At 60.6% G+C, this 26,298-nt stretch carries 35 protein-coding genes; 5 read left to right on the top strand and 30 right to left on the bottom strand.

Features of this window, described 5'->3' with window-relative positions; genetic code table 11:
• The first annotated feature begins 598 nt into the window (after positions 1-598).
• From FB009_RS33820 to FB009_RS27705, 3 genes are all read left to right on the top strand, one after another.
• A complete protein-coding gene (locus FB009_RS33820) occupies positions 599-781 on the top strand; it encodes a hypothetical protein (RefSeq protein ID WP_145162447.1) in 183 nt (60 codons plus the stop codon).
• Positions 782-1,134: 353 nt separating this feature from the next.
• Positions 1,135-1,608 (top strand): hypothetical protein, encoded by a 474-nt coding sequence (locus tag FB009_RS27710; protein WP_145162445.1) that lies wholly within the window; start codon positions 1,135-1,137, stop codon positions 1,606-1,608.
• The gene (locus FB009_RS27705) at positions 1,605-2,627 is read left to right on the top strand and encodes a serine/threonine-protein kinase (protein WP_145162442.1); all 1,023 of its coding nucleotides are present in this window, start codon (positions 1,605-1,607) and stop codon (positions 2,625-2,627) included. Before FB009_RS27710 ends, FB009_RS27705 begins: the two co-directional genes overlap by 4 nt.
• Positions 2,628-2,914: 287 nt before the next feature.
• Here the strand turns inward: FB009_RS27705 and FB009_RS27700 are convergent, their stop codons facing one another.
• The 3 genes from FB009_RS27700 to FB009_RS27685 form a co-directional block, all read right to left on the bottom strand.
• Complete coding sequence (locus tag FB009_RS27700) at positions 2,915-3,280, bottom strand: hypothetical protein (protein ID WP_145162439.1); 366 nt, start codon at positions 3,278-3,280, stop codon at positions 2,915-2,917.
• A 4-nt stretch (positions 3,281-3,284) separates the two neighbouring features.
• Positions 3,285-3,578 carry a hypothetical protein gene (locus FB009_RS27695; RefSeq protein WP_145162436.1) on the bottom strand — a complete coding sequence of 98 codons (294 nt, stop codon included), beginning with the start codon at positions 3,576-3,578 and terminating at the stop codon, positions 3,285-3,287.
• A 173-nt stretch (positions 3,579-3,751) separates the two neighbouring features.
• Complete coding sequence (locus FB009_RS27685) at positions 3,752-4,720, bottom strand: glycoside hydrolase family 19 protein (protein WP_145162433.1); 969 nt, start codon at positions 4,718-4,720, stop codon at positions 3,752-3,754.
• 275 nt (positions 4,721-4,995) lie between these two features.
• Between FB009_RS27685 and FB009_RS33410 the strand changes: the two genes are divergently transcribed.
• Entirely contained in the window at positions 4,996-5,256 is a 261-nt protein-coding gene (locus FB009_RS33410) for a hypothetical protein (protein WP_088194210.1), read from the top strand.
• Positions 5,257-5,419: 163 nt separating this feature from the next.
• On the opposite strand, the gene FB009_RS27675 is transcribed toward FB009_RS33410, so the two are convergent.
• From FB009_RS27675 to FB009_RS27630, 10 genes are read right to left on the bottom strand one after another with little or no spacing between them, the layout of a single operon-like run.
• Positions 5,420-5,749, bottom strand: a complete 330-nt coding sequence (locus FB009_RS27675) for a hypothetical protein (RefSeq protein ID WP_145162430.1) — start codon at positions 5,747-5,749, stop codon at positions 5,420-5,422.
• Positions 5,736-6,083, bottom strand: coding sequence for a hypothetical protein (locus tag FB009_RS27670; protein WP_145162427.1), 348 nt, complete (start codon positions 6,081-6,083; stop codon positions 5,736-5,738). The genes FB009_RS27675 and FB009_RS27670 overlap by 14 nt, the downstream gene beginning before the upstream one ends.
• The gene (locus FB009_RS27665) at positions 6,083-7,183 is read right to left on the bottom strand and encodes a pyocin knob domain-containing protein (RefSeq protein ID WP_145162424.1); all 1,101 of its coding nucleotides are present in this window, start codon (positions 7,181-7,183) and stop codon (positions 6,083-6,085) included. The genes FB009_RS27670 and FB009_RS27665 overlap by 1 nt, the downstream gene beginning before the upstream one ends.
• 11 nt (positions 7,184-7,194) lie before the next feature.
• A complete protein-coding gene (locus FB009_RS27660; RefSeq protein ID WP_145162421.1) occupies positions 7,195-8,703 on the bottom strand; it encodes a hypothetical protein in 1,509 nt (502 codons plus the stop codon).
• Positions 8,703-8,918 carry a hypothetical protein gene (locus FB009_RS27655; protein WP_145162418.1) on the bottom strand — a complete coding sequence of 72 codons (216 nt, stop codon included), beginning with the start codon at positions 8,916-8,918 and terminating at the stop codon, positions 8,703-8,705. Before FB009_RS27655 ends, FB009_RS27660 begins: the two co-directional genes overlap by 1 nt.
• A gap of 15 nt (positions 8,919-8,933) precedes the next feature.
• Positions 8,934-11,627, bottom strand: a complete 2,694-nt coding sequence (locus tag FB009_RS27650; RefSeq protein WP_145162415.1) for a phage tail protein — start codon at positions 11,625-11,627, stop codon at positions 8,934-8,936.
• A 1-nt stretch (position 11,628) separates the two neighbouring features.
• Positions 11,629-12,066 carry a GNAT family N-acetyltransferase gene (locus FB009_RS27645; RefSeq protein ID WP_145162412.1) on the bottom strand — a complete coding sequence of 146 codons (438 nt, stop codon included), beginning with the start codon at positions 12,064-12,066 and terminating at the stop codon, positions 11,629-11,631.
• The gene (locus FB009_RS27640; protein ID WP_145162409.1) at positions 12,066-12,734 is read right to left on the bottom strand and encodes a hypothetical protein; all 669 of its coding nucleotides are present in this window, start codon (positions 12,732-12,734) and stop codon (positions 12,066-12,068) included. Before FB009_RS27640 ends, FB009_RS27645 begins: the two co-directional genes overlap by 1 nt.
• A 9-nt stretch (positions 12,735-12,743) precedes the next feature.
• Positions 12,744-13,382: a hypothetical protein gene (locus FB009_RS27635; RefSeq protein WP_145162406.1), complete on the bottom strand. Its 639-nt coding sequence runs from the start codon at positions 13,380-13,382 to the stop codon at positions 12,744-12,746.
• Entirely contained in the window at positions 13,382-15,334 is a 1,953-nt protein-coding gene (locus FB009_RS27630) for a phage tail length tape measure family protein (protein WP_145162403.1), read from the bottom strand. Before FB009_RS27630 ends, FB009_RS27635 begins: the two co-directional genes overlap by 1 nt.
• 11 nt (positions 15,335-15,345) lie before the next feature.
• On the opposite strand from FB009_RS27630, the gene FB009_RS27625 reads away from it, so the two are divergent.
• Positions 15,346-15,669, top strand: coding sequence for a hypothetical protein (locus FB009_RS27625; protein WP_145162400.1), 324 nt, complete (start codon positions 15,346-15,348; stop codon positions 15,667-15,669).
• Here the strand turns inward: FB009_RS27625 and FB009_RS32890 are convergent.
• The 17 genes from FB009_RS32890 to FB009_RS27550 all read right to left on the bottom strand — a co-directional run bounded on the left by FB009_RS32890 (position 15,666) and on the right by FB009_RS27550 (position 26,223).
• Positions 15,666-15,815: a hypothetical protein gene (locus tag FB009_RS32890; protein ID WP_186447682.1), complete on the bottom strand. Its 150-nt coding sequence runs from the start codon at positions 15,813-15,815 to the stop codon at positions 15,666-15,668. The two genes, FB009_RS27625 and FB009_RS32890, sit on opposite strands and share 4 nt — an antisense overlap.
• A 2-nt stretch (positions 15,816-15,817) precedes the next feature.
• The gene (locus FB009_RS27620) at positions 15,818-16,222 is read right to left on the bottom strand and encodes a gene transfer agent family protein (protein WP_127713235.1); all 405 of its coding nucleotides are present in this window, start codon (positions 16,220-16,222) and stop codon (positions 15,818-15,820) included.
• Positions 16,222-16,671: a phage tail tube protein gene (locus tag FB009_RS27615; protein WP_127713236.1), complete on the bottom strand. Its 450-nt coding sequence runs from the start codon at positions 16,669-16,671 to the stop codon at positions 16,222-16,224. The genes FB009_RS27620 and FB009_RS27615 overlap by 1 nt, the downstream gene beginning before the upstream one ends.
• A gap of 9 nt (positions 16,672-16,680) precedes the next feature.
• On the bottom strand, positions 16,681-17,091 hold the full coding sequence (locus tag FB009_RS27610) for a DUF3168 domain-containing protein (RefSeq protein WP_028004794.1): 411 nt from the start codon (positions 17,089-17,091) through the stop codon (positions 16,681-16,683).
• Positions 17,091-17,597 carry a hypothetical protein gene (locus FB009_RS27605; RefSeq protein WP_029727751.1) on the bottom strand — a complete coding sequence of 169 codons (507 nt, stop codon included), beginning with the start codon at positions 17,595-17,597 and terminating at the stop codon, positions 17,091-17,093. The genes FB009_RS27610 and FB009_RS27605 overlap by 1 nt, the downstream gene beginning before the upstream one ends.
• Positions 17,597-17,947 (bottom strand): phage head completion protein, encoded by a 351-nt coding sequence (locus tag FB009_RS27600; RefSeq protein ID WP_029727750.1) that lies wholly within the window; start codon positions 17,945-17,947, stop codon positions 17,597-17,599. Before FB009_RS27600 ends, FB009_RS27605 begins: the two co-directional genes overlap by 1 nt.
• The gene (locus FB009_RS32885) at positions 17,934-18,110 is read right to left on the bottom strand and encodes a hypothetical protein (protein ID WP_164901948.1); all 177 of its coding nucleotides are present in this window, start codon (positions 18,108-18,110) and stop codon (positions 17,934-17,936) included. Before FB009_RS32885 ends, FB009_RS27600 begins: the two co-directional genes overlap by 14 nt.
• 11 nt (positions 18,111-18,121) lie before the next feature.
• Positions 18,122-18,436 carry a phage gp6-like head-tail connector protein gene (locus FB009_RS27595; protein ID WP_145162397.1) on the bottom strand — a complete coding sequence of 105 codons (315 nt, stop codon included), beginning with the start codon at positions 18,434-18,436 and terminating at the stop codon, positions 18,122-18,124.
• Position 18,437: 1 nt separating this feature from the next.
• Complete coding sequence (locus FB009_RS27590) at positions 18,438-19,019, bottom strand: hypothetical protein (protein ID WP_145162394.1); 582 nt, start codon at positions 19,017-19,019, stop codon at positions 18,438-18,440.
• Positions 19,016-20,395 carry a phage portal protein gene (locus FB009_RS27585; RefSeq protein WP_145162391.1) on the bottom strand — a complete coding sequence of 460 codons (1,380 nt, stop codon included), beginning with the start codon at positions 20,393-20,395 and terminating at the stop codon, positions 19,016-19,018. Before FB009_RS27585 ends, FB009_RS27590 begins: the two co-directional genes overlap by 4 nt.
• Entirely contained in the window at positions 20,395-20,652 is a 258-nt protein-coding gene (locus FB009_RS27580; protein ID WP_145162388.1) for a hypothetical protein, read from the bottom strand. The genes FB009_RS27585 and FB009_RS27580 overlap by 1 nt, the downstream gene beginning before the upstream one ends.
• Positions 20,653-20,708: 56 nt before the next feature.
• Positions 20,709-22,667, bottom strand: a complete 1,959-nt coding sequence (locus FB009_RS27575) for a phage major capsid protein (protein WP_145162385.1) — start codon at positions 22,665-22,667, stop codon at positions 20,709-20,711.
• 12 nt (positions 22,668-22,679) lie between these two features.
• A complete protein-coding gene (locus tag FB009_RS27570) occupies positions 22,680-24,380 on the bottom strand; it encodes a terminase large subunit (RefSeq protein ID WP_202882497.1) in 1,701 nt (566 codons plus the stop codon).
• The gene (locus tag FB009_RS32880; RefSeq protein WP_186447681.1) at positions 24,377-24,928 is read right to left on the bottom strand and encodes a hypothetical protein; all 552 of its coding nucleotides are present in this window, start codon (positions 24,926-24,928) and stop codon (positions 24,377-24,379) included. The genes FB009_RS27570 and FB009_RS32880 overlap by 4 nt, the downstream gene beginning before the upstream one ends.
• 120 nt (positions 24,929-25,048) lie before the next feature.
• Complete coding sequence (locus tag FB009_RS27560) at positions 25,049-25,414, bottom strand: HNH endonuclease (RefSeq protein WP_145162382.1); 366 nt, start codon at positions 25,412-25,414, stop codon at positions 25,049-25,051.
• A complete protein-coding gene (locus tag FB009_RS27555; protein ID WP_145162379.1) occupies positions 25,407-25,604 on the bottom strand; it encodes a hypothetical protein in 198 nt (65 codons plus the stop codon). Before FB009_RS27555 ends, FB009_RS27560 begins: the two co-directional genes overlap by 8 nt.
• A 133-nt stretch (positions 25,605-25,737) precedes the next feature.
• Positions 25,738-26,223 (bottom strand): GNAT family N-acetyltransferase, encoded by a 486-nt coding sequence (locus tag FB009_RS27550; protein ID WP_145162456.1) that lies wholly within the window; start codon positions 26,221-26,223, stop codon positions 25,738-25,740.
• Positions 26,224-26,298 lie beyond the last annotated feature (75 nt).

Below are 26,298 nucleotides of genomic sequence, written 5' to 3'. Positions count from 1 at the left end.
GCTGTGATCAAAGCTGCTAAAAGGCCAGCCGTTGGGAGGACTGTTGGTAAACCCGGTTGCAATCGCCGGATTGCCGAGAATTCGGAAGCGAATTCACGGAGTTTCCCAGGCACTTGGAAGAGTGGCCGAGCGGTTTAAGGCACCGGTCTTGAAATTCTGTTTCCAGCATCCCTCCCCTGCCCTTTCCGTGTTCCAAAGTCCCTGTAAATCAAGGCTTGTGGAGCACGGAATCCCGCTCCATCCGGAGCGGTTTCAGCCTGTGCTACGCAATTGAGTTGCAAAAAGCGTAGCAGTCCGTTCCTGCGATGTTCTTCTGGTGTTATTCGTCTGCTTCGCCGCGCTTGGTCTCGCGCCGTTTAAGCTCAGCCTCCACAGCCTGGCGGATAAATTCCGCCGAAATATCGGACCTTAGTCTGGCTCGTTGACAGCAAAGGTCTTAGGCCGCGAGCCGACCGAAACCTTCAATGAATACCGGAGTTTTCACCCGAGCGGCAACCTCGTCAGCCGCTCGGGTGAGTGACTGCCTCAGAGCTGCAAATGTCGCCCCTTCAACGCAGCCCTGAGGCGCCACCACGGTAGCGCATTGGGAATTTGATTGATGCAAGAGAGAGACGACTGCGAATTTCCGGACCAGAGTGCCTCACCCGACGAGAATACTGATTCGGTAAATCCAAAGAAAACGATAGCGGCGCGGCGAAAGTCGGTTGGCGTCATTGAAGCCGATCCCGCGCGCCTGAAGGCGCTGGAGTATCTCGGCAGAAGGTGGTTGTCACATCGCTAGCATTGCCGGCATCAACGCCGCAGCTGCGCGCCGTCGCGCTGGCTGGCCTCGATCCTCTGAAGGATCTCGCGCATAACGCGGGTGTCGATGGAAAGGCTGTTGAGCGTGTTCTCGACGGCCTTCATCGAAGTCGCCGCTTCGGCCGCTTGCTTCTCCACTGGACAGCACACTCTTTTTGGCCCCACGTGACGGCGGGGCCATTTTTTTGGCCCGGCTTCGCCTCCACACCAAAATTTGGCGATCTATCGAACGTTTTATTTTCCGCAAGATATTCACCCTAGATTGTTGAGAATGGTACGCATGTGAGATTTGCATTCTGGTGAGTCGGACGCACAAATAGGGGGAGTATGCAGATGAGTACGAGGTGGCTGGGGACGACGGTTTCTGGTGATAAAGCGGTTTTCGTGGATGCTACTGTTCCAGATGATGACGGCCCCATCGTCGTAAATGCTGACTTCACCGTGAAGCTGCAGAAGGGCGACAGACCTACGGCATACGCTGCTTTCGCCCAGGAAGTTGCAGATTATGCCCAAGAGAAAGGCATAGCGCGCTCGGCGGTCAAAGGGAGCGCCGTCAGCCAACAAGGCAAACCCACGCTGGCTCATTTTGAGGCGGCCGAACTCCGTGGCGTGGTCATAGGCGCGCTCGCGTCGGTGTGTAGCACCGAGACGATTACAAAGGCTGCAATATCGCGTCACTACGGCGATCGGAAGGCAGACGAATACATTAAAGACGACGGTTTTTGGGCCGAGAATTTTGACGGTCAGGACCTTCGTGCGGGAAGCCGCGAAGCCGCCTTCTGCATCTTGGCGAAGTGTTCCAAATGACGAATTTGCAATCGACGCTGGTTGTAGGCGAAGAAATATCTCACGGACACTTCGGTCGGGTGCATATTGGACATGACGGCATCCGTGATCCGTTAGCGGTAAAGGTCCTTTTCGCGATTGAGGGCGAGACCCCTCACCAATGGTCAGCGCGCAAAACTGGATTGCTTCAAGAAGGCGCAAGCCTTGAAAGGGCCCGTCACCGCAATATCGTGGCGGTGCATTATCTATGCGCATCTGCGACGGATGACGCGATCCATCTTGTAATGGAATATTGCTCCGGCGGTTCGTTTGACGCCCTCTATAAGGAAGGCCCTATTCGCCCCGACCTGGTCTTGAAGGCTGCCCGCGAAATATGTCATGGGCTGGCGGCCCTCCACGACCGAGGCATGCTCCACCGCGACATAAAACCCGGCAATATTCTGCTCGACGCAAACGGCGTCGCGAAGATCGGGGATTTCGGGTTCGTTACCGACGAGATCATTGAGGGATACGCGATTGGCGGTGGTTATCGCGATCACTTAGCGCCTGAGTTCTACAGCGACAGAATTTCTAGCGTGCGCACAGATCTGTGGGCGCTGGGGGTCACACTTTACAGACTGCTTCACGGACATCCCTGGTACGCGTCTGGGCCCGCGCCAAGGTCCGTCGTCCAAAACGGCGGGTACGCTGATACCCTCGAATGGTTGCCACACATCGGGAAAAAATGGCGCCGAGTTATTCGCAACCTGCTGAAAGATGCCCCGAACGATCGACCTACTGATGCGAGGGCGCTGAACCGGCTCCTCGCTGACGTCGAGCCATTGGACTGGCACTGCGAGATATCAGAGGATCGCACGCAGTGGAGCCGAGTCGTCAAATCTCGTGAAATTGTCGTTACGTTGGAGAAGCACAACGGGCGCTCGTTCTCTTGGAACGTCGTTAGCTATCCAGTGACTACGGGAAAATCGAAAACTTTGTACGCCAGCGGCAAGATGGGATACAGGCAGGCAGAGCGAGAACTGAGGGAATATTTCGGCTAAAGGCGGTCCGAAAATTCAGGAAGCACGTAGCGACCATCAGCCGAGTATACAACGCCGGCTCCTATTCCCAAGGAAAGTCGCGCGCTTGCTCGCCGATCTGTGCTGCAAGCTGCGCAAAACTTTGGTGGGTCGAAATCGCGGTCGCCTTTGTTAGGATGAGGTCGATCGCACCCCACGCAGGTCCTGCGCTTAAACGCCCGAACAGCCATAATGAGTCCCCCCGCGCTATGGCGAACGTACAATGAACATTTGAACAGTCAATTAAGATTTTTTAGGGGCGGTTCCGTTTACCTGCGCAACTGCCCACCTTCCACCCGCTGCAAAATCTCCTTGATCACCTTTAGATCGCCCGCCTGCTGGCTGAGAAGCCCCTGCAGGTCTTTGATGACGCTCGCCGTCGATGTCGTGGATTGCTCGGTCGACGCCAGGCGGTAGGCGAGATTGTCGATCTTCCGGACCTCGCCCTCGATCGAGCGGAATCGTTCTTCGCTTCTCGCCTCCATGGCGCTGCGCCACTTCTGAAGCTCCTCGATGTCCCTGCCCTTGTTGACCCAAATCGTGACGCCGCCGATGCACATGCCGAACAACGTCACGAGCTGGATGATCGTGTTCAAGTTCCACTCGAGCTTTTGCGCACGCTTCGGGAGTTCCATAGCCTCATCCTCCAGTCCCATTTTGCCCCTCGTATGCAGATGTGATGATCACCGCAGCGTCATGAGCGCTGCACTCTTCCTTCGTCCAGACTCGGGCACCGCATAGGCCCGCGACCGTCTCGTCGATCTTGTCCTGATCAGCCGGCGTAGCGCCTCGAGCGCCAACCAGGGACGTGCCAACAACGGCTCTAGCCGCCTGGTTGAGCCTGTCTTTCGACGCAGAGACCTGTTGCGTTGACGTACAGCCGGCCGCGCTCAATGCACAGGCGGCGGTTAAAGCGAGCGCGATCAGCTTCATCCCGCAGTTCTCCGATTGCTTTGTTGGTTGCAGAATCCAATTCGGCGCGTTCGAGTTTCCGGCCCTCTTCCCGCGCTCCGGGATGATCCAGAGCGCGTTGACCGTCTGCATGCCGACAAAGACGATAATGCCGCCGGCAGCAGCCCCAGCGGCCAGAGAGAGGCGGCTGAACATCACGCCATCCCCTCGACCTGTTTTGCGACGGCCTTTCGATCGGCGTTCTTGCGCCAGTAGAGGAAGCCGGCAATGCCGCCGAGGGCGACAAGGATCAACAAGAGGTTCTGCCACGGTATGTCGCCGATCGCGGTGAGCAGCGAAGCGCCGCCGCCGATGACAGACGGGGTGATGACCTCTTTCGACTTCCACCACGGCGCATCGAGGCTGGGCGGCGTGACAGGAACCGGGACCGGCTTCTCCTCGGTTACTGGCGCGACCTTGACCTCCGGCCGTGCAGCTTCGCCCGGGGTGAGCGCCACAAGCGCCGTATGCATCGCAGCGCGGGTTTTCGGGCCTACGTCGCCGTCGACCTGGAGGCGCTGGTCAGCCTGGAACTGAAGGACGTTATCGGCACGGTAGCCGAGGAGAACGAGCGAGATACGCGCCAGCCGGTTGAAGCGATCCGCCAAGCCGTTCTTGCCGCCGTTGATCTTCTTCGTGATGGTCTCGGCGTCGCCCTGGTCGGCCCAGCGGTTCAGATCGCGTGTGTCCCAGTAGAACAGAGGCACCAGGCCTTCCCATGGATCGGCATTGACCGCGTCCGGATCCTTAACGAAGTCCGGGCAATCGAGGCCAGCGGCGCGGCACCAGTTGCGGAACTGGCGATAATTATCCTTGCCGGTCAGCTGCATGCCGGTGCGGCCGCGGTAGAGATGGCCGTCGCCATCCTTCTCCGGCGTGTTTCCAAGATCGGTGCGGGTTTCGTAGCGCTGTTGCGCCGGCGTTGGGCCCCAGATCTCGCGATCGTAGCGGAAGTCTCCGCTTTCATGCATGAGCTGGGCGAAATACTGGGAGAGACGGTGCGGCCGATCCATGCCGAAACGCTCCCCGTACCTGTCCAGTGCCACAAGCACGGACGCGAGGTTGCTCTCGTTCACCCTGCCCTTTGCGGCAGCGCGAACGTGCTGAGCGGTGATGGCGCTCATCGGTATCTCCTGATTGGAATGTTTGAGAGTTGACTTAGCCCGAATGGGCGAATGGAGGCTGCCAGCGCATTGTGGTAACGCCGCGCAGCCGTCCCGCCGTCTCGTAGCGGACGGGGCGGTTAGAGGCCTGGCGCCTGCCTCCAGCGACGGGCCTCGCCCGAGGAACGCCTGACGCAGGCGACCGGAAAGCCGCCCTCATCTATGTTATGTAGTGGAACCTATCCCTAGCGAGCCCGTTCAAACCGTGTAGCTCGACGAAAAAGCGAGCGGTCGCAATGGATGTGAAAAAGGCAGGAATGGCCCGGTTGTTTTTGGCAGCCCCTGATCTGCGTGCTTGCGCGTGGATGATGAACAGCCACGCATTTCTGAAGATGTGCGAGGCGTATGAGCATGCGTGCCTGCGACGGGACGTCCTTCGATGCTCAGCCGAGAAAGATGACGAGGCCTTGTTTAGATCCGAGGCAGAGTGCAAGAGCCTGGAAGCTGCTGCAATCGCTTTCATTCGCAAGCAGCGGCAATTCTCCGGGCTTCGTTGAAAATGTCCTCAGGGAAGCAGCGCGACGACAAGCGACGCGACAAAAGTGACGGCGGCGAAAGTTGCTATCCATTCTATGACCTTGACGCGTTCGGCAATGCGCATCGCCTGTCTCCTTTGCTGCGTCCCTAACAGCAAACGCTCGGCAATGCCGGAATGTTGCGTCACGGCCACTCGAACACCGGCAGCTCGGCCACGAACTCCTTAACACCGGGCTGCGGCCGCTCGCCAGCGATGACCTTCAGCAGCTCAGCCGTGGAATAGGTCCATACCGCCGAACGCCAGGCGAAGAGGGCCTCGCCCTCGGCCGCGAACTGCGGGTTCGGATCGCCGCGATAGGTGATGGCGGTCTGGATGCCGTCATATTGCCGCTCGCGCGCCTTGGCATCGAGATGCGCCTGGATAGCGGCGGAATACTGCGCCTGCAGTGCCGCGCGCGCTTCCGCCGCCTTCTGCTCGGCCGTGACAACTTTCGACAGGTCAACCGTCCACATCGGCGGGCTCCTCTTCAGCAGGATCAGGGATCGACGGCTGCGGATCGGCCGGCAATGCAATCACCCCGTCGGGCGGGTCGACGAGTGGCGGAGGAAATGCAACGGCCTGAGAAGGGCCTGGGCCGTGCGGCAGGATGAGCGTCAGGTGAAGCTCGCCGGCGATCCGTTCAACGGGGCCGACAAGCCATTCACAAGGAACCTCGCCGGCCGGGATCGTGGCGCCGTCCGGCAAGGTCGAGAAGTCGAATGGCACACCGTTGATCGTGAAAACGTCGCCTGCCTTGGTGACCGTCAGGAGGTCATCGCGGCGTTGGGGAGAGAATTTGATTTGCATTAAAACCACCTTCCAAGGGCACCAAATCGGATCGTGTCGCTGGTGCGAGCGGCATAGGCGTAGGCCGCCCCCACCCACGAACCGAAAGCAGTTCTGGGGTTCACCCAGGCGTTAATTGTCGTCGTCACGTGACCGAACCCTACCGGCTGAATTCCGGTGAAAAGGACCGGCATCGGCGCACTCACGGCATTGGAATAAAAAACGTTGCCAGCAGCCTGGGTCATCGCGACGGGAAGTTCCGGTGACGTGCAAATCATGGTGCCGTCGGCAAATTTGACGTACTCCCCATTGGCATTGCTGCCCCGTTCAATGACGGCGCCGGCAGGAAAGCCCGCGGAGTTTGATACGGTCCCCACAACCGGTAGCTCAACAATCGTCCAGTCCGTCCAGCTTGTGCCGCCGTTGACGGTGTTCCTTCTGAAGACCTGGTTGTTGTCTCGGTAGAAATATTGAAACACGGCATTGGCGCTTCGCTGGAGAACCACGAGCGTGCCTGTCGTGGCTACCGAGGCGGCTCCGGCATAGGTGTTGGCCCAGTTCCCCGAGAGTGTGTAAACGCCGGCAACGGTGATCGTGTTGAGGTCGCCATCGACCAATCCGACATCACTGTTCGCAGGGGATCGAACGGATCCACCCCATACAGGACCAAGCTTCAGGAGTGCGTCGAGCACACCCGTCGACGAAAGCAGGTCCCGCCCCTTTGCCTTGATGTCCGCCAGCGCGCCCGAGTTTGCACCGGTGAAGTAGGCGAACTTGTCCGCCGCGGGGTCGAGCCCGGCCAACGCCGCGAGCGCCGCATTGTCGAGCCGCTGAATATAGGTCGAGAGCGCCTGGGCGTTTACGGTCTGCTGCTGCAGGTAGGCCGTGTCGCGAATGATCCAGTAGCCCTGCCCGGCCGCCGTGGTGCCGCGCCATGGCTTGGCCAGCGTCAGTTGCGTGTTGCTGTCGACGGAGAGGATCGGGACCGGGTTGCCGTTGCTGCTGTCGAGGCCGAACAGGCCGCCGGCGATCAGTGCCGTGGCCCAGGCGGTCCCGGAGCCGGTGACAACGGCGCTGCCGGCGGCCACGGAAACCGTGCCGGTTACATAGGGTATCGTCATGTCAGGAGTTCCTAAGCTGGGATGCCGAGAATGTAGTAGCGGATGCCGAGCACGTTATCGGCGCCGTCCGTGCGCCACGTGCCGGGGTCGTCTGCATCGTTGTAGTAATCGCCGGGCTGGCCGCGATTGGTGACAAACGTTGCACTTGTCTGTGTGAGCCGGCAATGCGAGCTATCACCGCACTCAAAATTGCTGTTGCTCGAATAGACGCGTTGGCGCACCGATGGGAGCTTGATAGCTTCTTGCCAGCTCCCAAAATTCTGCTCTGAGCCGCCACCGTGCTTGGTCATATATTTGACCATCGGAAACATTCCGGCCGCGTCGAAATTGATCATCGTTTCGAGCGGGCTTCCTACCGCTACATTGAAATAACCTTCCGCGATGATCTGAACGCACGGCCACCGGGTATCTATGACGATATCGGCCCATGACGGTGGGTTGGCTGAGCCTGGACGCAAGAACTGCACGACGTCCTGACCGCCCTCGGTGAACTCCCGAAGCACGCGGTTGCTGCCGCTTGTCGGACTATCTCCCGCATCGAGGTAGAGCATAAATCGGGCACGCATTGCTCCGGACGCGTTGAAATAGATACGTGAACCGCTGAACCAATAGTCAGCCCCTACGCCGTCCCCCAAGTTGGGCGTCCAAGGATAGTAGATTGTTGATCCCGTGTAGAAATGAACGTCGAGAGCGATGGTGTTGGGCAACGTGATGCCGGTTTCATAGAACGACTCTCCCGCAGGGATCGCGATGTCCGCAGCCGCTATAACCTTGACTGGAACGCGTCGGCTGTCGAAGGCGACTTGCCACTCGGTCGCCGTTTCTGCGTTGTAGCCCGGCTTAGCGATCACCATTTTGTCCGAGCGGATGATAATGTTCTTTGCGCCGTTCGGTGCCAATGCGGGAGCCTCGAATGAAGGATCCTCATTGCCGGGGAGGTTCCAGACTATCAGCCGTTTGTCTCTCGACTGAAAACGGTTGTAGGCGTCGTCGAGTGTGGACGTGGTGATGTGAGCAAACGTACCGTAGGGAAACGATCCATACTGACTGACAACGCCGCTGAAGTTCTTCACCCAAGGCTCTTGAGCCCAGTTGCCCATGAAGAAATAGCCACCCTGATCATTGTAGTATTTGCCCGAATAGCGGCGCTGGATGCGTTGTTGATTGAACCGCCCCGTGTTCGTCCGCGTGGCTTTCACGTCGAATAGGGGCATATTGTATTTCATCTTCGGGAACGCGGAGTTCCTGAAGAACCACCATGCTTCCCCTCCGCCTTGACCAAGCGCCTTTTGGTAGTTGCTCGAATTCGACCCGGCGGGAAAATACTGGTACGTGCTCCCGCTGAAGCCCGAATTGATAACCTCGATGTGCGCAATCGAAGCGTTCAGAGCGTATTTTGAGTTGTAGAGAAACTTCGAGCGCTGACTGTCGGGCGTGGTGCGCGGGTCGTCAGCATCATTTTTCATGATTTTGACGCACCCTGCACCCGTACTGTCACGGCCAATCATTGTCCGCGTCATCAGCTAAGGATCTCGATCGTGCCGCTGTCGAGATCGATCTTCATTTTGCCATTACGAGATCGCAGCCGGCCGGCGTCGGCCGTGCCGATGTCGGCAATGGCGAGCCTCATAGCGCCATCCTTGAAGACTAGCGGACTCCGTGCCGGCACCGCACTGGTGGCTGCTGGGACAAAAGGCGCACTGATGAGCGCCAGTAGAAAAGACCTGCGTTTCATGATTGGACCCTCTTTTTAGCTAAAGATTTCGATCGTGCCGTTATTGAGGTCGATCTTCATTTTGCCGTTCAACGACTGAAGAAGACCTGCGTTGACCGTCCCGATATTGGCGATCGCCAGCTTCAGTTCGCCGTTCTCGAAGACCATCGGGTAATGGCGGCTGTTGCCCGAGGTGACGGCGAACAGATCGGCCTGCACCGCCACGCGCGATTTCTGCACACCGCCCTCGGTGTAGATTTCGACGAAGAAGCCGGAGACCTTGAAGCTCTGGCTGGTCCCAGCCCGCAGCAACACCGAGAAACGGGCATCAACACCGGTCGGCGCCGCGACCGCTTCGAACTTCACAAGGCCCTGCGCGAACCGCCCGTTGAAATCGGCACTGACGCCGGAGATGCTGGTCGCGAGCGCGCTGTCGCCATTGGCACGCGCCGTCTCCTCCTGGATGATGCGCGCCAGATTGCCGTCGACCTCGGCGTCGAGCGAAGTAATCGAGCTGGCGAGGGCGCTATCGGCGCTCGCCCGCACGGTCTCCTCATTAATCAGTCGGGCGTTCGTGGTGCCGAGACTCGCCTGCAGGTATGTCAGCAGTTGCGCCGTCGCCTCGTTCTCCGAAACGCGTACCCGGCGCTCCTCGATGATCTGCGCCAGCGCGTCGCCTATGGTGGCAACGATCTGCTGGCGCTCGATTTGACCGACGGCACCTTCGAGCGAGAACGCATCCAGCAGCTCGACCAGGCGCGGCCGGAAGAACTCGTCCATCTCCTGCTGCAGTTCCTTGAAGCGGTTCGCAACGTCCTGGCCTGCTTGCGCCAGTTCTTCGACAAAGACGTCTGTGAGCAGGACGTTGGGCGTGGTGACGTTCAGCCAGTTTGACCACAGCGTTTCGCGTTCCGAACGCGGGATATAGCGACCCCGCACCCCGTAGGTGACGTTCGCGACCAAGCCTTGGGAGATCAGCAACGAACCTTCGCTGGGCTGATCAGTGCGGCCCGAGTAGACGGTTTCGAGAGAGGTCGCGTTGCGAACCTCGAATTCAACGCCGATGACATCGATGACACGCTCTTCCGATCCATCCCACGACAGCCGGATGGCCGGCCGACGCGAAACGCCATTGTTGTCCTTCACGGCGTCGGGTTCAGCAAACCAATCGACGATCGGCTGCGGTGCAACTCGGATCGGGCCAACCGCGCCGTCAACGGGAGGGTGAAAGTCGGCGGCGCTGTCCCAGTCATAGTCCGCCGGGTCGACTTCGGTGATGTCAATCATCACGTCGAGGTTGGCGCGGTCGACGACACCGTCGATCCGCATCAGCTTGTCGACATACCCGTTGCGGTCCGAGTTCCACACGAAGATGGCGCCGGGAACCGCATAGGCCCAGAAGCGCGGCGGCAGGACAAGCGTATGACGACGGAAGCGGCGCGCCTCCTCGAGCGCCGATTTCATCAGGCGCTGGACCTGCTCCGGATACGGCACGAAGTCGAGCGGCACATCGGCCATTAGTCGCCGGTTGCCGTCGAGCGCCTCCAGGTCGGAGCGATAGAGAGGCGGGGCGGTGACAACGGCCCAATTGTCTTTCGGCGACGGATAGGTGGCGGAGATACCATTGATGGTGTCCGCGAGGCCCACGAACGGCGTAAATTCCTGCTCTTCCGTGGACAGGATATCGCCGTCATTGAATCCGATCGACGCCAGGTCGGGAGCGCCGAGATGCATGCGGTAGACGCCGCCGACTTCGGATATGCGCCCTTGGCAAGCCGACAGCAGCGCCTCGATCGCTGCCGACAACGGAGCGTCAATCTGGATTTCGCCGGCGGAGCGATAGGTCGGCTCAAGCCCGCTCGCGCCCATGATGGTTTGGCGGCACTTGTTGATCTGCGCTATCCAATCGGCGGCCGGCAGCCGCGCGGCGGCGAGGTTCTGCAAGCCATAGAACCACTTGCCATTGTATTTCAGGCCGCGAAGCAGGTTGTAGGCCTGCACTGCCGGCAGATAGTCGCCATCGCCGCCCCAGGTCGCCGGATTGTCGTAACGCTGCGTGCCCGACCCGCCGACGCTCGAATCCTTGGAAGGATCGTAGAGCTTCAGGCCGTCGACAACGAACCGGAACGACGGGAAGCCGTTGAACATATTGTCGATGCAGCGGGAATGAACGACGACATAGGCAACGCCGCGGCCGATGCGTGTTGCGTCCCATGGACGTTCAGACGTGGCAGCCCTCGTGACAAGAGCTTCGTCGGCAACCGTCTGCGTGCCATCGTAGAACTTGATGTAGAGGTTCGGGCCGCGCTTGACGTATTCAGGAACCGAGTAGCCGAAGATGTCGTCCGCGCCTGAGGGTGCATAGGTGACCTTCTCGCCGTCGACCCATACCTCGAGGAGGCCTTTCACCGGCAGATCGGAAAGAGCGATTACCTGCGTCAGCCAGCTGTTGGGCGTGTCGCCGGATTTACCCCACGCATTTGCCCAGACCAGCGAGCCGGCCGTCGCGTACTTGCCGAGAATGAAGGAGCGCGGCAAATCACCTCCGCCCTGCAGCTCGCCATTCAGAGCGAAGTTCTGCTCTTTCGGCTTGCCGGCCAAGGCTTGTGCGGCGAGACTTAGACCAACGCCGACGGCCGTTTTCAGTGCGAACGCGCCGAGCGTCCCGAGCGATCCAATCCAGGCGCTGACCGCCGTGACGGCCGCACCGATCGCAGTAAAGAGCGGCATGCTAGATTTCCTTGCTGAAAACCGTCTCGCACGGCGTGTAGCCGCTGCGGCGGTAGAGACGTGTCATCGCGGGGTGGCGCAGCGCGTGCTGCGCTGAGAGTTTGATCCGTGCGCAGTCAGCGGCTTTCGCCCAGGCCTCGAAGGCAGAGAGCAAGTCGCACCAGGTGGAGCCACGTCGACCGGGCTCAATCCAGACCAGTTGCTCCTCGGCGTAGCGAAAGCCGACAAAGCTCTCGGCATGGCTGGCAATCAACACGCCGGCAGCAGGATCGCCGACCACGAGGCAGACCGACTTCTCGCCGAGGATCGCCGCCTTGACGAACTGCTCGAAGCGCGCCGCATCGAACCGAAAGTCGAAACCGCCCGCAGCATGAAAATTCTTGAGCAAGGTCAGGATGCGCGGCACATCCGACGCAATAGCCTGGCGGACATCGCTCATCAGAAAATGCCGAGAAACTTCTTGCGCTTCTTCTGCGTCGGTACGCTGCCCTGTTTCGACCCCCAGAATATCTTCCAGCTCGTCGTCGTTGCGGCATCCCGATAGAAGTTGTCGTTCGTGGCTCGCAGGATCTGCGTCTCGTGGCTCCTCGTCTCGGTGTTGGCCCGGAACATCTCCTGCGTGTGGCTGGCGCACGTCATGGTGACCGCGCCGTCCTCATTCTCCGACGGCGTGCGGATATCGATCTTGTCGACGAAGCCGACGAAGCGACACTCCGCTGGTGCCACCATCTTCCGCGTGTCCGGATTGAAGAGGCCGCGGTAGATCTCCACCCGCGCCTGCCGGCAGTCGTATTCCCTAACCAGCTGCTGCACGTGATCGTGGATCTGCGATAGGCGGATGTTGACCGTCTGCGCCGATAGATTCGAGACGAGCGGGATGTCGTCGATCGCGACCAGCGTCCCGGCGCCGAACCAGTTGCGCGTGACCGTGGCCCCCGTGTCCGGATCGATAACCGAGGCGGAGACGTTGCCCACGTCCGACCACATGCCGTCCGGCACAGGCACGCCCGTGGAGCGATTACGAGCTACGATCCAGAGGAAGTCTCGCGCCACAAGAACGCGCGCCTCCAGCGCCGCCTGGTTGGCGGCTGAGATATTGCGGGGCATGGTGAATACCTATCGGGCTTCGATCGCGGAAAAGCTCACCGAGCCGCGCCCGGTGGCCACGTCGGCGTCTGTGTTGATGCTGCCGGGAACGACGGTCATGTAGCAGTGCGGGCGAACCACGCTAACGGCCGTGCCGGTGACAGTGCCGGGCCAGAGATGCGGACGCACCTCGAAGATCGGCGTCAGACCGGCCCCGTCGGCGGTGACATCCTCCTGCACGCGGTACAGGTCTCGGCTGCCGATCCGGATCATATCGCCGGTCTTGAAGCGAAAGCCCGGTGCAAGCGCTGAGACCCGCACCGATTTGTTGTTCGCTCCGATCGTGTGAAGGTTCGCATTCGATCCAGTAAACGAGCCGGCCGGCCAGCTTCCCTTTGGGTAGGAGGTCGGATAGCAGCGAGACAGCGAATAGCCGAGGAACTGCTGAATTCCTCCGTCGAGCGAATCCAGAATTGCCCGCCACCGGTCGAGCTCGTTGGGGCGCATCGTCCCCGACTGATAATCGGCTTGCCAGAGCGGCGAGCCCAGGTCCTTGACGATCGTGCGGCCGGACGCCTGTCGCGATTGCTCCTGTCGAAACAGAAGCTCGAACCGAGGGGACCAGCCGGGGAAGCTGGCAAGGATGTCACGCGGAAATGTAATGGCCATCAGACACCCTTCACCCCACGGCTCCGCGCATTGCGAATTGCGGCTACCGTCTTGGATTCGAACTCGGCTCGATCGCGTGCCATCACCTGTTCGAGGCGTGCGACGGCCGCGGCATCGGCCCCCCTCGCGTCAATCTGCGGAGCGTAAGTGACGTTCACGCCTTCACTGCCAACCTTCGCGCCCTTTGGCAAAACGATCTCGCCCTTCTCCAGGATCGCCGGGACCTCGCTTGGGCCGAGGCCAACGCCCATCGAGCCATTGTGGAAGCGGGGAGCTCCGCGGAAAGTGGACGCGGGAACAGCACGGCGATGACCGTAACCGTCGCGCCCAGCCTTGCCGCCGTCATGGAGGATGCCGGGGATGATCGCACCGCCGAGGAGACCACCGGAGCGCGGGGTTCCGGTGCTGCTACCGAACAAACCGTCAAATGCCGAATTCAGTAGCCGATCGGCCAACCGACTTAGAGCATTGGCGAGTGCTTCCGCCTTGTTCTCGCCGTTGAGAAGATCGAAGGCGAGGCCTTGCAGCACGTCTCGACTGACGTCAGCCAGTTCCTCCATTGCCTCTTGGCTCGCCCTGATGGCGTCCCGCTCGGCGTACATGATTTCGACTAGGCTCTCGATCTGGGCCTTCTGATCCGGCGTGGCCGCCGCACCGGCGCGGCGCAGCGCATTCGCCTTCTCGCGCTCGAGGTTCGTCGCTCCGATCAAGCCTTGTTCGAACTCAAGCTGCGCGATGAGATCGACAACAGCCTTCTTTTCCCGCTCGGCCTCGCGAATGGCAGCGGAACGGCCGCTGCCTCGGGATCGGCGGATTTCTCCCGGGAGTCCGTCAAGCTCAATCAGCGGCCGTCTTTCCGGAACTGGTCCATCCATGGGAAGATCCGGATCAGGGGATGATCCTTGTAGGGCTCCTTCCGGATTACCGATCAGGTTCGCTCCACGCCATGTACGCGGGTCGTTCATCCGAGCCTGAGCTTGTGCAAGTGCCTCGTTGACCTGCTGGACACTGCTGGATGTTCTGAGCGCCGCCGCTGACACCTGGTCGAACATTTCTTTGAAGTCCGACAGCGTGGGAACGCCTTTGCTTTGGATTGCCGCCGCAAGCGCATCCTGAACGGCGTTGACGTCAGCGACCTTCACACTTCCGTCGTTCGCGGCGCTTGCAAACTCATTGAACGCACGTTGCAGGGAAAGGATAGTGTCGGTTTCTTCGCCAGACGCTCGGAGCTGAGCTAAGAGGTCAGCGATTGCGATATTCGCGTCTTCTATCTGCGACCGGGTGTCCGCCAAGGTGCGGTCATTTACGATCTGAGCCCCTTCGTTCAGCTCCGCCGCCTTCCGAGCTCTTTCCAGTTCATCTGCATATTCTCGCAGTGCCGGAACGGCATCGCCCCATTCCTCTGCAAGTTTTTGGATAAGCTGAGCCTGCTGCTGGAGGGCCTTTTCGGATTTATCGCTTTCCGAGAGGAGGCTGGCGAAGTATTGGACCGCCGTTCCGCCTAAACCTATAAAGGCCAATGCCACGAGGTTGACTGGGCTAAGAATGGATGCCGCAGCACCACCGATCGCAGAAAGAGTACCCCTCAATCCCACTGCTCCCAGGTTCATCTGCGAAATCTGCTGAACGCCAACAAGCCAGGGCGATTGTCCACCAGCGAGCTGTACGCTGATATCCTGCAGCTGAGCCGCCATGTTTGACGTGTGCTGAGAGGAAGCGCGCATCGCGTTCTGGAACCGCTTCGCCCCTTGCTCCGCTGTCGTGAATGCGCGGTTGCTGTTCGCCGCGATCTTGTCGAATGCTCCAGCGGACGAACCGCCCATGGCAGCGAACGCCGCTTCAATAGCCTTGGTATTCGCTTGCGTTTGCCCCACAAGCGACTTTAACTGGCGCTGAATTTGACGGGTATCGGCGCTGATGCTTAACACGAGCTGTTCGTCGTCAGTTGCCATGGAGGGGTCCTATGGAAGGTTGGTTGAAGGCGCTGATCGCAGCGGCTTGCGTCGTCGTTGTTGCTGGCGGTGGCTATTTTGGGTGGAAAGAGTACCGTACCGCGCAAGTGCAAGCTGCTGCTCAAGCGCAGGCCGACAAGGTAGCCGCCGAGCGTCTGCGGCTGGAAAGGATCACTCCTGAGGCTTGTATTCGGATGGCCCAGGAAACCCTCCCAGAGAAAATCGGAGATCCTCCAAAGACCTCCGTTCATCTCAAGGCACTAAATGAATGCGATGATCTGGGAAGGCTAGATTCCGGTTGGCGGCATCAGCTCGATCGCTCCGGAATATTCTAGCCTCTAGCCTCCAGCCACTCCCAGAGATCGTCCTTCTCGCTCTCGGTCAGCTTCCTGTTGCCTTCCGGATCGTTGCACAAGGCATCCAGCGCGGCGAGGTACTCGAACACCGATAGGCTCATCACCTCTTGCGGCGACAGGCTCATCGCTATGCCGTTTCCGATGATGGCGGCAAAGCGGATTTTCCCGTTCGGGAGCGGGTCTTCTGCTTTACCGCCGCGGATTTTTTTCCGACTTCTTCCTCCGGAGCGCCGACGACACCGGCACCAAGGACCTGCTGAGCGATCGCGAGGTTTTCGACAGGCGGCCGACCCTCGACTTCATTCTCGACGAGCTTGAGGGCGTCGCCCTGAGGCATGCCGCCGCCGATCAGCCCCCACTTGATGACCTCGGAGATATCCTGAAGCCGCCAGCGGCCGGACACGAGCCGGTCGAGCACCACGTAAGGCCCGGCATCGCAGGCCTCCTGGATCTTCATCAGTTCGCGCCAGGCGAGCTTGAAGATGGTTCGCTGCCCATTGAAGGGCAGCTCACAGGATCCGTCTCTGCTCATTACGGAGCCGCCGGGGTGACCACACGGGTCATTTTGCCGTCGCTCTGCAGGGACACGTTGCCGGTAACGCGACGGCCGTCTTGAGCGCCGGCTTCGAAGCTCTCGACGTGCGCCTTGCCGGTCCAGGTGATGGTCTTGGTGGGGAACTCCCATTCAACCTTCACCGGTACGGATTCGACGTCCTCGGCCGCATCCAGCCAAGTCTCGACGCTCTCCTCGGACAGCACGCCCTCGCCACCGATGGACATCGAGAGGGACACGGCATCGCGGCCTACCCAGTTCACTGCGTCGGGATCTAGGCAATCGGGAAGGTTGACCTCTTCGAGACCCTTGTTGATGGTCACGTTGCGCTGGTTGAAGCCGCAGGGGGCGGTGTAAACGATTGGGACAGCATCATTGCCGAGCATCACTCGGACCTTGCCCCCGCGGATTGTAGTCGGCTCGGCCATGGGTTTCTCCTATTGGCTGTTAGGCTGTTCCGCGAAGGCTTCGAAGCTCAACACGGCATGGGATGAACCGTCAGGATCGCGGATGAACCGCGTCTGGCGGTGGCGGAAATAGACGAGAGCATTGGCCGGCAGCGTCAGCTCGGGGTCGAGCAACGCTCTTCGAACCGTATCGCTGATCTGCTTGGCCTCGGGGAAACCGACGGCGCGTGACCAAACGTCAACGTCGAGCGCGATCTCGAACCCGGTGACGCAATCGACGTCATCGCTGGTCTCATCACCTTCACCTACGGTCACGTAGGGAAAAGCTGCATCCGGCGGCACGCTGTCATAGACGCGTTGACCGATCAGCGCCGTGACGGCAGCCGTCGCCTTGAGGCGCGAGACGATCGCGACCTGAAGCTCGTACGATGGAGAAGCCATTACTTGCTCTTGACCTTCTTGACGGCCTTGCGAACGGCCGCCGCCATCTTGCGGCGGATTTTTGGCCGCTCCTGGCGGTATGTCGGGAAGATGTGCGGGTGCTTCGTTGCGCCCGGGTGTTTCACCTGCTTCGTGTAGGTCACACGGCCGTCGGCACCGCGAATGACCAAATACTCTCCGGTCTTCGGCTCGATGACGTGCTGCCGGGTTCCGAATTCAATGAACCGCCAGCGCCAGTCAGCGAAGACGCCGGTCGCATTTGGGTCCTTGGTCTCGTTTTTGAGGCCTCGCCCGAGCGCGCGTTCCTTTGGTCGGTTCGCCAGCTTGTCGCCTTCTATGCTTCCCCGGTACCGGCCCGAGCCTGGTGCACGGTTCCGGATCTTGCCGGCGAGCGATTTCGCAGCGTCGAGCTGCTCTTTCGCCAACTCCTTTTCGGCCTCCGGAACCACATCGCGCAGCAGCCGCATGAGCTTCTCCCGGCCGAGGATCTTGCTTTTGACTTTCATCAGGGAGCCACGCCGCTGCGCACCTGGATGTAAACCCAGTAGCGATCTGAAACCGCATCAACGATGTTGATGGCGTAGACCGTGCCGGTTCGGAGGTCGCGCATTTGCCAGTCTGAGCCAATCTGGCGCGATTGTGCGTCCGAGCGCACGTAGACGCCGAGAATGTTCTGCCCTTCAAGGCGAGCCGCTATGACGGTTTCCGAGCCTCCGCGATGGCGGAACTCCGCCCACCGCTTGAACTTTTCCTGAAACACGCCTCGCTTGTTCCCGGCGCCATCGTCGACCGTCTCACGCTCGTCGAACGCGACACGGTGCTGGAGGCGGCCGGCTGTCGGCTTACTCGCTGCCACCGGTCGCCCTCCCGGCGGGCTCGATCTCCTCCGCCTTGCCGGCGGCGATGGCCTTTTCGGCGCAATCGCGCTTCACCGTCAGTTCCATTCCGGCCTTGTAGCCGATCGTGCACTGTCTGGTGGGCTTGTAGTCATAGTCAGCGGTGAAGCGTACGCGGGCCATGGTGACCTCCTTCATGCAAGTGCGGGATCGCGGAGCCGATAGAGCAGCGCGACGACGGGGCTTTTCGGGTCGCCGGTACCGAGCCCCACGAGCATGGCGCCGGTGTCGGCCTCGTCGAGCAGGCTTTGAATGACGATGAGGATGGCAGCCGAGACTTGGCCGGGGACGGTTGATTCGGTCCAACCGTGATCCGGCTTCTTGAGGTAATCGATCACCGCGGCCTCGGCCTGCTTGATCTTCAAATTGATGTCCGGGATGCGCTCGTCGTTCTCGACCAGATCGAGGCGCAGGGCGAGGTTCACTTGCTCCAGTGTGACGAGGGCCACGTCAGGCCTCCTTTGGCGTTGGAACGCCGACGCGCACTGGCTGGGCTGCCGGCGCCTCCTTAACGGTTCCGTTCTTGCCGTCGCGGCCGCGTTTGACCGACAGGCGCCAGTCGTCGCCGGCGTCGGGCTTTGCGCTGGTGTCCTTCTGAGCAATCCAGAAGCTGCCGCCCCAGGTGACGCCGTCACCAGCCTTGTATTCGCTGCCATCACGATAGACGCCGCGGTCGATCACTACCGGCATGGTGAAGGCGAATTCCTTGACGCGTTCGCCCTGTGTGAATTTCAGGGTGATCGTCTTTTCGCCGTCATAGGCGACGTCAAGGTCATCGAAGCCGAGACCATCGTTACCAGGATCTCCATCCTCGCCCACGACTGGGCCGATGCTCTTCGTAGAACCGTCCGACATGGTGAGGACGAGGGAGCCGGTGCGATCGATGAGCGCGCCCGCCACGCTGACCGGTGCCGGCCGGCCCTCGGCTTCTGCCAGACGCTTCTCCAGCTCGGCGATCCGAGCCGCCATAGGGTCAAGTTGCGCCTTGACGATCGCGGCCAGTTCGAGGCCAAAAGCCTTAGCGTCAATCATGCCGCGATGCCTTTCTGAAATGATAGCGCCACCTCGGCGACGAACGCGCGCTGCTCCACTTCCTGTCGCTTCGCTTCTTCGTCGGGCGAAGGGGTGGGGACGGGGTCAGGCGCCGGTGCCGGCGTCGGATTGTTGGCCTGTTGGATCAGCAGCTTGTCGCGTGCAGCGATGGCCTCGATCGAGTGATCCTGCTGCTGCAGGTAGATCGTAGCGCCGCCGTTGACGCCCTTGAGGTCGAGCCGCTTCCGGCGCTCGTCGAGTGTCATGACGCTCTTGGCCCTCTCCAGAACCTCCATCTGCGTCACGCTGTCCATGCGGAGCAGATTATCGGTGTCCAGTTCGGTGCCGATGCCCTCTCTCATCTCCAAGCCTTCATCAAGGCAAAGCTCGATCGCCTCGATCAGCACCTGCAGGCACTGCGAGTAATATTCGATGTTCAGGCTTTGGATGTTGTTGAGAGCGGGAGCGGGAGCTACGCCGATCTTGTAAGGTGGGACATGATAGGTGGAGCAGATGACCTCGGCAGACCACTTCAGCTGCTCGATGAGCTGCGAGTCCGTCGCCTTCGCCCTCATGGCCTCATACTTCAGGCCATCGCCGAGCACCGCGACCTTACCGGAGTTCTTGCCCGAGAAATTGGTGTCCCAATATTCCTTGAGGCGGGCCGCAGTTTCGTCAGTGATGGCACCTGGTGCCGTAAGCGCGCCGCCAGGCCTTGCGCCGTTCTGGAAGAACAAGGTGCTGTCGTTTTGAACCGCCAGACCCTGCATCGCGGCAAGGCCGCCGGCGAAGATCGGAGAGAGGCCTACCAGCGGATGGAAGAAGCAATTGAACCGGTCGTGGATGATTTCGGAAGCCGGGACGGTAACGCCTTGTGGCAGCCCGACGAGATTGTCGGCATTGAGCTGGTAGAACACATCTCCGCTATCGGAAACCAGCGGGGTCACAAGGTTCGGGTCGAGCACGTACAGCTTGGCGACCACGCCGCGGGCGTCGCGCTGCTTCAGCACATAGGTGTTGCCGCGCTGCAGCTTGGACAGAACCCAGCTCTCCATGAACTGGATTCTGTTCTGGTAATGGTTCGGCTTGCGCAGGACGGGCGAATAAGCCGGATTGCTCGTCTCGCTCCAGATCCCGTCACGGTCCTTCGCCACCAGCTTAATGGGCAGCTTGGCAATGTCGGAAGCGATCAGTGTCCGGCAGGCGAAGTCGGCATGATTGGACAGAACGGAGTCATAGCGGACTTCGACGTTCTGCTGCCATGCACCTGGATAGCTTTCGAGGATAGGCCACCATCCGCGGCCGCTCTGCGCGACAGGCGACAGCGCCTTCTCAACCGACTTTACGCGGGAGATATTGAACCCGAAAAGGCGCATCAGTTGGCGTCCTTTGCCTCTGCGATCTTCGATCGGAGTGTTTCTGCATCCCAGCCGTTGAAAGGCCGCTTGCCAGAAACTTCCTGATATTCCTTGCGGAGAGCCGGAAGATCGTGACCACCGGCATCCGGTTGCGCAGTCTTCGCCTTATTGACCGCGATCAGTACGCGGGCATTGCGGTCCGACGCTTCGAACACCTCGCCGGGAAGGAGGCGGCGCGTTCCATAAGTCAGATGGCGGCAAGCAATCAGCTTCATCATTCATCTCCACAGGAATGAGGAGGCGGAGTTAGAAAACCCCGCCTCCGTCTCGATTAGGGAGTGACCACTGGTGTGCCGTAGTCGGCATCGCCGATGTAGGCGACCGCAGATGCACGCCGTTTGGCGAAGTTCAGCGGGCGCACGACCTTGATTGCGACCGAGTCCGTCTGGAACATCGACACGACGCTGGTGTTCGCCGTCGGTGTGTCGCTGGCACCGTTCGGAGCGTCATCCATCTGGATGGCCGCCTCGGTGGAAAGAGACACCTCAACGCCGCGATCGCCGATCTTGTAGATGTCGGACGGCTTCAGCAGGATGAAGTCGCCAGCAGCCACGTTGCCACCGGCAACCAGCGTATCGCCGAGGAGCGCGCCGCCGTTCGCCGACAGGCCGGGGAATGCGAAGTTGCCCATAACGTTCTGCATCAGCCCAAGCGCCTTCGACAGCGACTGCGTGGTGACGAACTGAAGGCCGTCGGCATTGTTCGCCGCGATGAAGCCTGCATAGAGCGCCTTCACGTCCGCAATGACGCCTTCGATATCCGGGCCGGCGCTGGTGCCGGCCACAATGCCGTTCAAGATGCCAGCCGGGGATACGTTCGCAACCGCCGCACCCGCTCCGAGGAACGTCTGGTCGACGCGCTGGGCCGACGCCTCGACCAGAGCATCGCGAACGAGCTTTTCAGCCGATGGCGAGGAGTCCCGGAGAAGCTCCTTCGAAACCACGGCCAAAGCGGCGACCTTGAGCGGGGTCAGGTTCACGTCCATGAAGTCAGCTTTGCTGACGGGAATGGACTTGGACTGGCCAACCCAGTAGCCGGTAGCAGCGCCGTCCTGGCCGGCGATATTGACGTTTGCAGGCACCTCGCGCAGCGGCAGCTTGTCGAACACGGTGCGGCTATACAGGTATTCGATGAAGTCGCCCGTGTAGCGATCGATGTGAACGAGCTCTGCACCCCACTCGCCCGGCTCCGTACCGCCACCAGCGACAGCAGCCTTGATGGTTTCGACGAGCTGCGGATTGCTCCGGCCCCAACGCTTGTGGGCTACGCCGACGGCCGACATGTCGTCGATGCGTGCCAGGGTCTTGGCGATCACCATGCGGGTGTAGTTCTGACCCTCGAAGGCCTCGTCCTTTTCACCCTTGATGACAACCGGGGCCCCCGTGCGCGCGGCGGCGCCGGCGGCAGCGGTCTTGATCTGGCCGGTTACGAGCGGGCGGGCGGTCAAGGCCTGAGCCTTTTCGAGAGCGCGGAGACGCTTCAGGTCGCCGTCGATCGCGTCGAGCTCCTGCTCGAGGGAGTCGAACTCCTCCTGCTCGGCCTGATCGGTCGAACGGCCTTCGTCCATGGACTTCTGCATGACTTCGGCCATGCGTGCGGCCTTCGCCTGCCGAGAGGCTTCCAGCGCCGCGATCTGTTCAGCAATGGTCTTCATAGCTGGGTTTTCCTTGATCTTGAGATTGACTGAGTGCTTGGTTTTTCCCGCAGCGCCGGGAGCGACAGGCCGATCACCCGCCTTCGGCTCCTTGCCAGACGCGGCGAGCAGAGGGCGGTCGATCGACTTGATGGTGGAGATCACCGCATCGGCATTGGCCGGTACGGAGACGAGAGAGAGTTCGAGCACTTCGGTTTTGAGGTAGCGGACGCCGCCGCCATCCATCCATGCGTGCTCGAGCGAGCGAAATCCAATTGAGACGGCACGAACGAGGCCGGCTTTCAGTTCGCCCCAAGCGGTTTCGATCCGGTCACGCAGTGGGCCGGCCTCCTCAATGTTCGGGAGCCGCGCCTCGAAAGTGACACCGTCCTTGGTCGGGCTGTCGAAGGTGACCGTGCCGACTGGCTTGGTGTGGTCGTGCTGATGCAGCAGTGGCATCGGGTTCTTGAACTGGATGCCTAGGGGTTCAACGATGTCATCAACCCGGTCAGGATTGGGTGTCGTGGCGATGCCACGGATAACGCGCTGCTCTTCCTCGACCGCTTTCACGGTCAGGACCGAATACATCCTGTTCATGTCGTGGTTTCCTTATCTGCCGACGACCAGCATCTGATATTGCGGCTTCCGCTTCGGCTCCGGGTTCCGGCTCATCACGGTGACCGCGTTGAAAAGCGCCATGGCGACGTCGATCTTCGCATCGCCTGCGTTCTGCTTGGTGGCTCTGATGGCCGTTGCTGTCGGTTCAATCTTCAGGTTGCCGACGCACCACTGCATGAGGCCTGAGCCGGAGTGAAGCAGCGTGCCGTTCGCGAGCTTCCGCTCCGAAGTCTTGATGGCGTTCATCAGCTGGAAGCCCTGGGGCACGCCGATCAGCATTCCCTCTTCCTGCGTGATGCCTATCTCATCCAGGGCCTCGACCATTTCACCCAGCCCAGCCGGGTCCACGGCGACACAGGCGAGCAATTCCGCATCCTTGACCTGGGCAATAATCGAGACGATCTCGGAGATGTCCTCCAACTCGTCGTCGACGGTTGTCAGTTCGCGAGCTGCCGCAAAGTCTTGAAGCTTGCTCGCAATCGACTTGCGCCGCTGCAGCACGCCCCTATGGCACCAGGCATGACACCAGACGAGCCAATCCCTCGTCTTCTTGTGGCGGCCGACCAGCACCAGGCCGAACAAGTCATCGAGGCCGCCGCCGTCTAGACCTGGCACAATCACGTCGCAGTTCTCGATGAGGTACTCGACGGTGATCTTTCCATCAGCTCGGCCGTCCCAGAGATCCGCTCCGGGCCACCGGTTGGACCGGAGGTTCATGCCGATCTCAACGTTCAGATGCTTGGCAAGGAAGGTGGCGAGCGTCGTGCGATCGCCCGAGAGTTCCTTCGTCATCTCGTCTTGCAGCCATTCCTGGCTGACCGACCGCCCGAGATTGGGATTCGTGACGTAGAAGTTCGACGAGTCCTCGTAGGCCTTCGCCTTGATCATCTCCGGCGGAAACTCATAGATGATCGGCAGGAATTTGCGGTTCTCGATCTGCCCGTCGCGCACCGCGCGAGCATAGTCGAGCTTCGCCTTGAACACGCCGGCCGGCGGCTCGTCACTCTGGGTGGACAGGGTGATGACGAAACCTTCCGGCCGAGAAACGAGGCCGCCTGTCGCTTCTCGCAGCATCGCGTCCGCGTTCGGTCGCTTGCCGAACACCCACAGCTCGTCGATCAGGATCCGGCCGGCCTTCTTGCCTGACACCGTGTCCGTATCCGCCGCGACGACCTTGAGCGCGGCATCCGTGCCCAGGTGCTTGATCGTCCGCAGATGGTCCTGCACGACGAGCAGACCGCCCTCGTCGGCGTTTGCATCAAGCTCCGGGTCTGCTCTGACCATAGCCGCAGCCGGCTTATAGCTGTTCTGCGCTACCTCGATCGTCGGCGCGAGGATCAGCAGCTCCTCGTTGTGCCGCCAGTTGATGATCAGCGCCGTCAGCATAATGGCGGCGGCAATCGTGGATTTCGTGTTCTTCTTGCTGATCAGCAGAAAGAACTCGGTGATCAGCTGCTTTCCGGTCTCTGCGTCGTAGGCGCCGAAGATGGCCGACACGAAATCGAACACCCACTGGTCGCTCACCTCGCCAAAGGTCGGCTGGCCTGGCAGATCGGTCACCTTCAGCGCCTTGAAGACGCTAAGCGCGTATTCGGCCTCGCTTGGGAAAAGCGGCCGGAACGGGATCAACGACCGCTGCGAGACAATCCGCTTCTCCCAGTCAAGGCAAGCGGTAGTCCAATGCAAGGTCATTTGTTGTCGACCACCAGCTTAGGACCGGGACGGGGAGCGAACTTCCCGCCACCGGAGGCAGCCGCCGCGGCCGCATCCTTCCGAGCAGCCTTCTTGCCGACCGGCGCCGCGGCTTCAGACAGGGTTTTCAGCGTGGCGCTGATATCCTTCAGCGTCTTGGCCCGCTCTCCCAATGAGATCGCCCGAAGCAAGGACTGGCGCCTGCGAGAATCGCTTTCCTCGGCGCAGATCATGTCCTCGAGCTCTCCGTGCAGCGAGGTCACCGCGTCCAGTTCGTCCATCATGCGGCCGGCGAGGGCCTTTCCCTTTTCCGACAGATCAGCGGGAGCCTCCGCTGGCTTCGTCAGTCGCTGCACCGGCTCGCGCCGGTCGAGGTGCTTCGGCTGCGCTGCCCGGGTCCATTTTTCGGCCTTGGCGCGCTTGTTGATGGCGGTGTGAGAAACGCTGTACCACCGGGCGATGTCGCGGACGCTCATCTCGCCGGCGCGGTAGTCTTTTTCGATGCCGGCCCAGTCAATGGGCTTGTTCTCTTTGGCCATGGTTTCCACTCAGGTTTCCGGCTGGAAACTCCCAGACGAGAAAAAAATCTCTCCATGCGGGGGGCGCGTGTCCAGAAGGAGATTGCCCTTCCGATCGTGACCACCCCCCCCCCCCTTGGCTGATGGGGCCTACCAGAGGAGCCGCGCTCGGCGCTCTTCGGCTTGCTTGTGCTTCGTGTGGCAGATGACGCAGAGGGTTTGCAGTCCATCATCACTGCAGAAGAACTTGGCCCTATCCTCGTTGTGAGGCTCGATATGGTCGACGTGGGCCTCACCCTTGCCGGGGACGAGGAGACCACACCGCTTGCAGGTGTACTGGTCCCTGACGAGGATGCGCTGCCGGGCTCGCTGCCACCATTCGGACTTGAGCCACTGACGTGACTGGCGATCCTCGCGCCACTCCTGTCTTGCTCTGGCCTTCTCATCACCGGGCATCCTGCCAACGAGGGGCTTGATGGTGGCGACGAGTGGCTTGATAGTCCGGAGTTTAGCCACGCTGGGCTATCTCCGCTTTTCTGGGCTGCAGCCGAGCGTTTATCTCAGCCATAGCAGCTACCAGGAGGTTCTCTTCAATCGAGCCGAAAAGTGCAGCGCCCTTGAGAGCCTCGATCTCAGTAACGAGACGGATCAGTTCCGCGAGTGACGCCGAAGCGACATCGGAGCGCTTCATTTCGTAGCGGGTCATCTGTCCATCACCTTGCCAATTCGCGAGAGGGCCCAAACAACGGCCGCAATAATGAGGAGGGAACAGAGCAGCGCGGCTTCTAAGTTACCCATCCTCATCTCCTCACGCGACAGCCCCGCGATGCGCTAGCTCGCTACTCTGTGGGCTCTTTGCCGTCGCCCCAGTCCTTCAGGGGGAAGGAATAGTTGATGAATTCTTTTACCCTACCTTGGGCTTTGAATGCTGCTTGGGCGGCGAGATTGTTAACGTGCGTATTGGAATTGATCGAAAAGACATTCCCTTGCTTTTTGGCTTTGTCGACAAGGGCAGTGTGAAGGGCGGTGTGGATACCTTTCCGTCGATGCTCCGGCGACACGTAGGCGAGCACGATTTGCCAGTCCGATTCGCCGAAGTAGGTGAGCAAGCCGATCGCATTGCCTTCCTTATCGATGGCTGCCATGCAGGGGGTTTCGGGCATCGGCCAACCGAGCCTCCGACCGTGAAACCCTCTCTCTTCGATCTCAACCATTGCGAGCGCCACCAACCGCTGCGCTGGTGAATACCCGCAGTTCTCATAGAACCGGATGCGGTACGGGCCCTCAGCGGTGCGCTGGTCGCTCTTTTGGGAAGGGGTGTCCATTAATGCTCCTGAAACGAAAACCCGCCACCTGATGGTGAGGGGATGATACGGGACTAGTTACATGGGGGGCGGCCG

Source organism: Sinorhizobium medicae (assembly GCF_007827695.1).
Taxonomy (GTDB): Bacteria; Pseudomonadota; Alphaproteobacteria; order Rhizobiales; family Rhizobiaceae; genus Sinorhizobium; species Sinorhizobium medicae.
The sequence above is the reverse complement of the archived record's forward strand: the minus strand, read 5'-3'. Positions and strand labels throughout refer to the sequence as shown.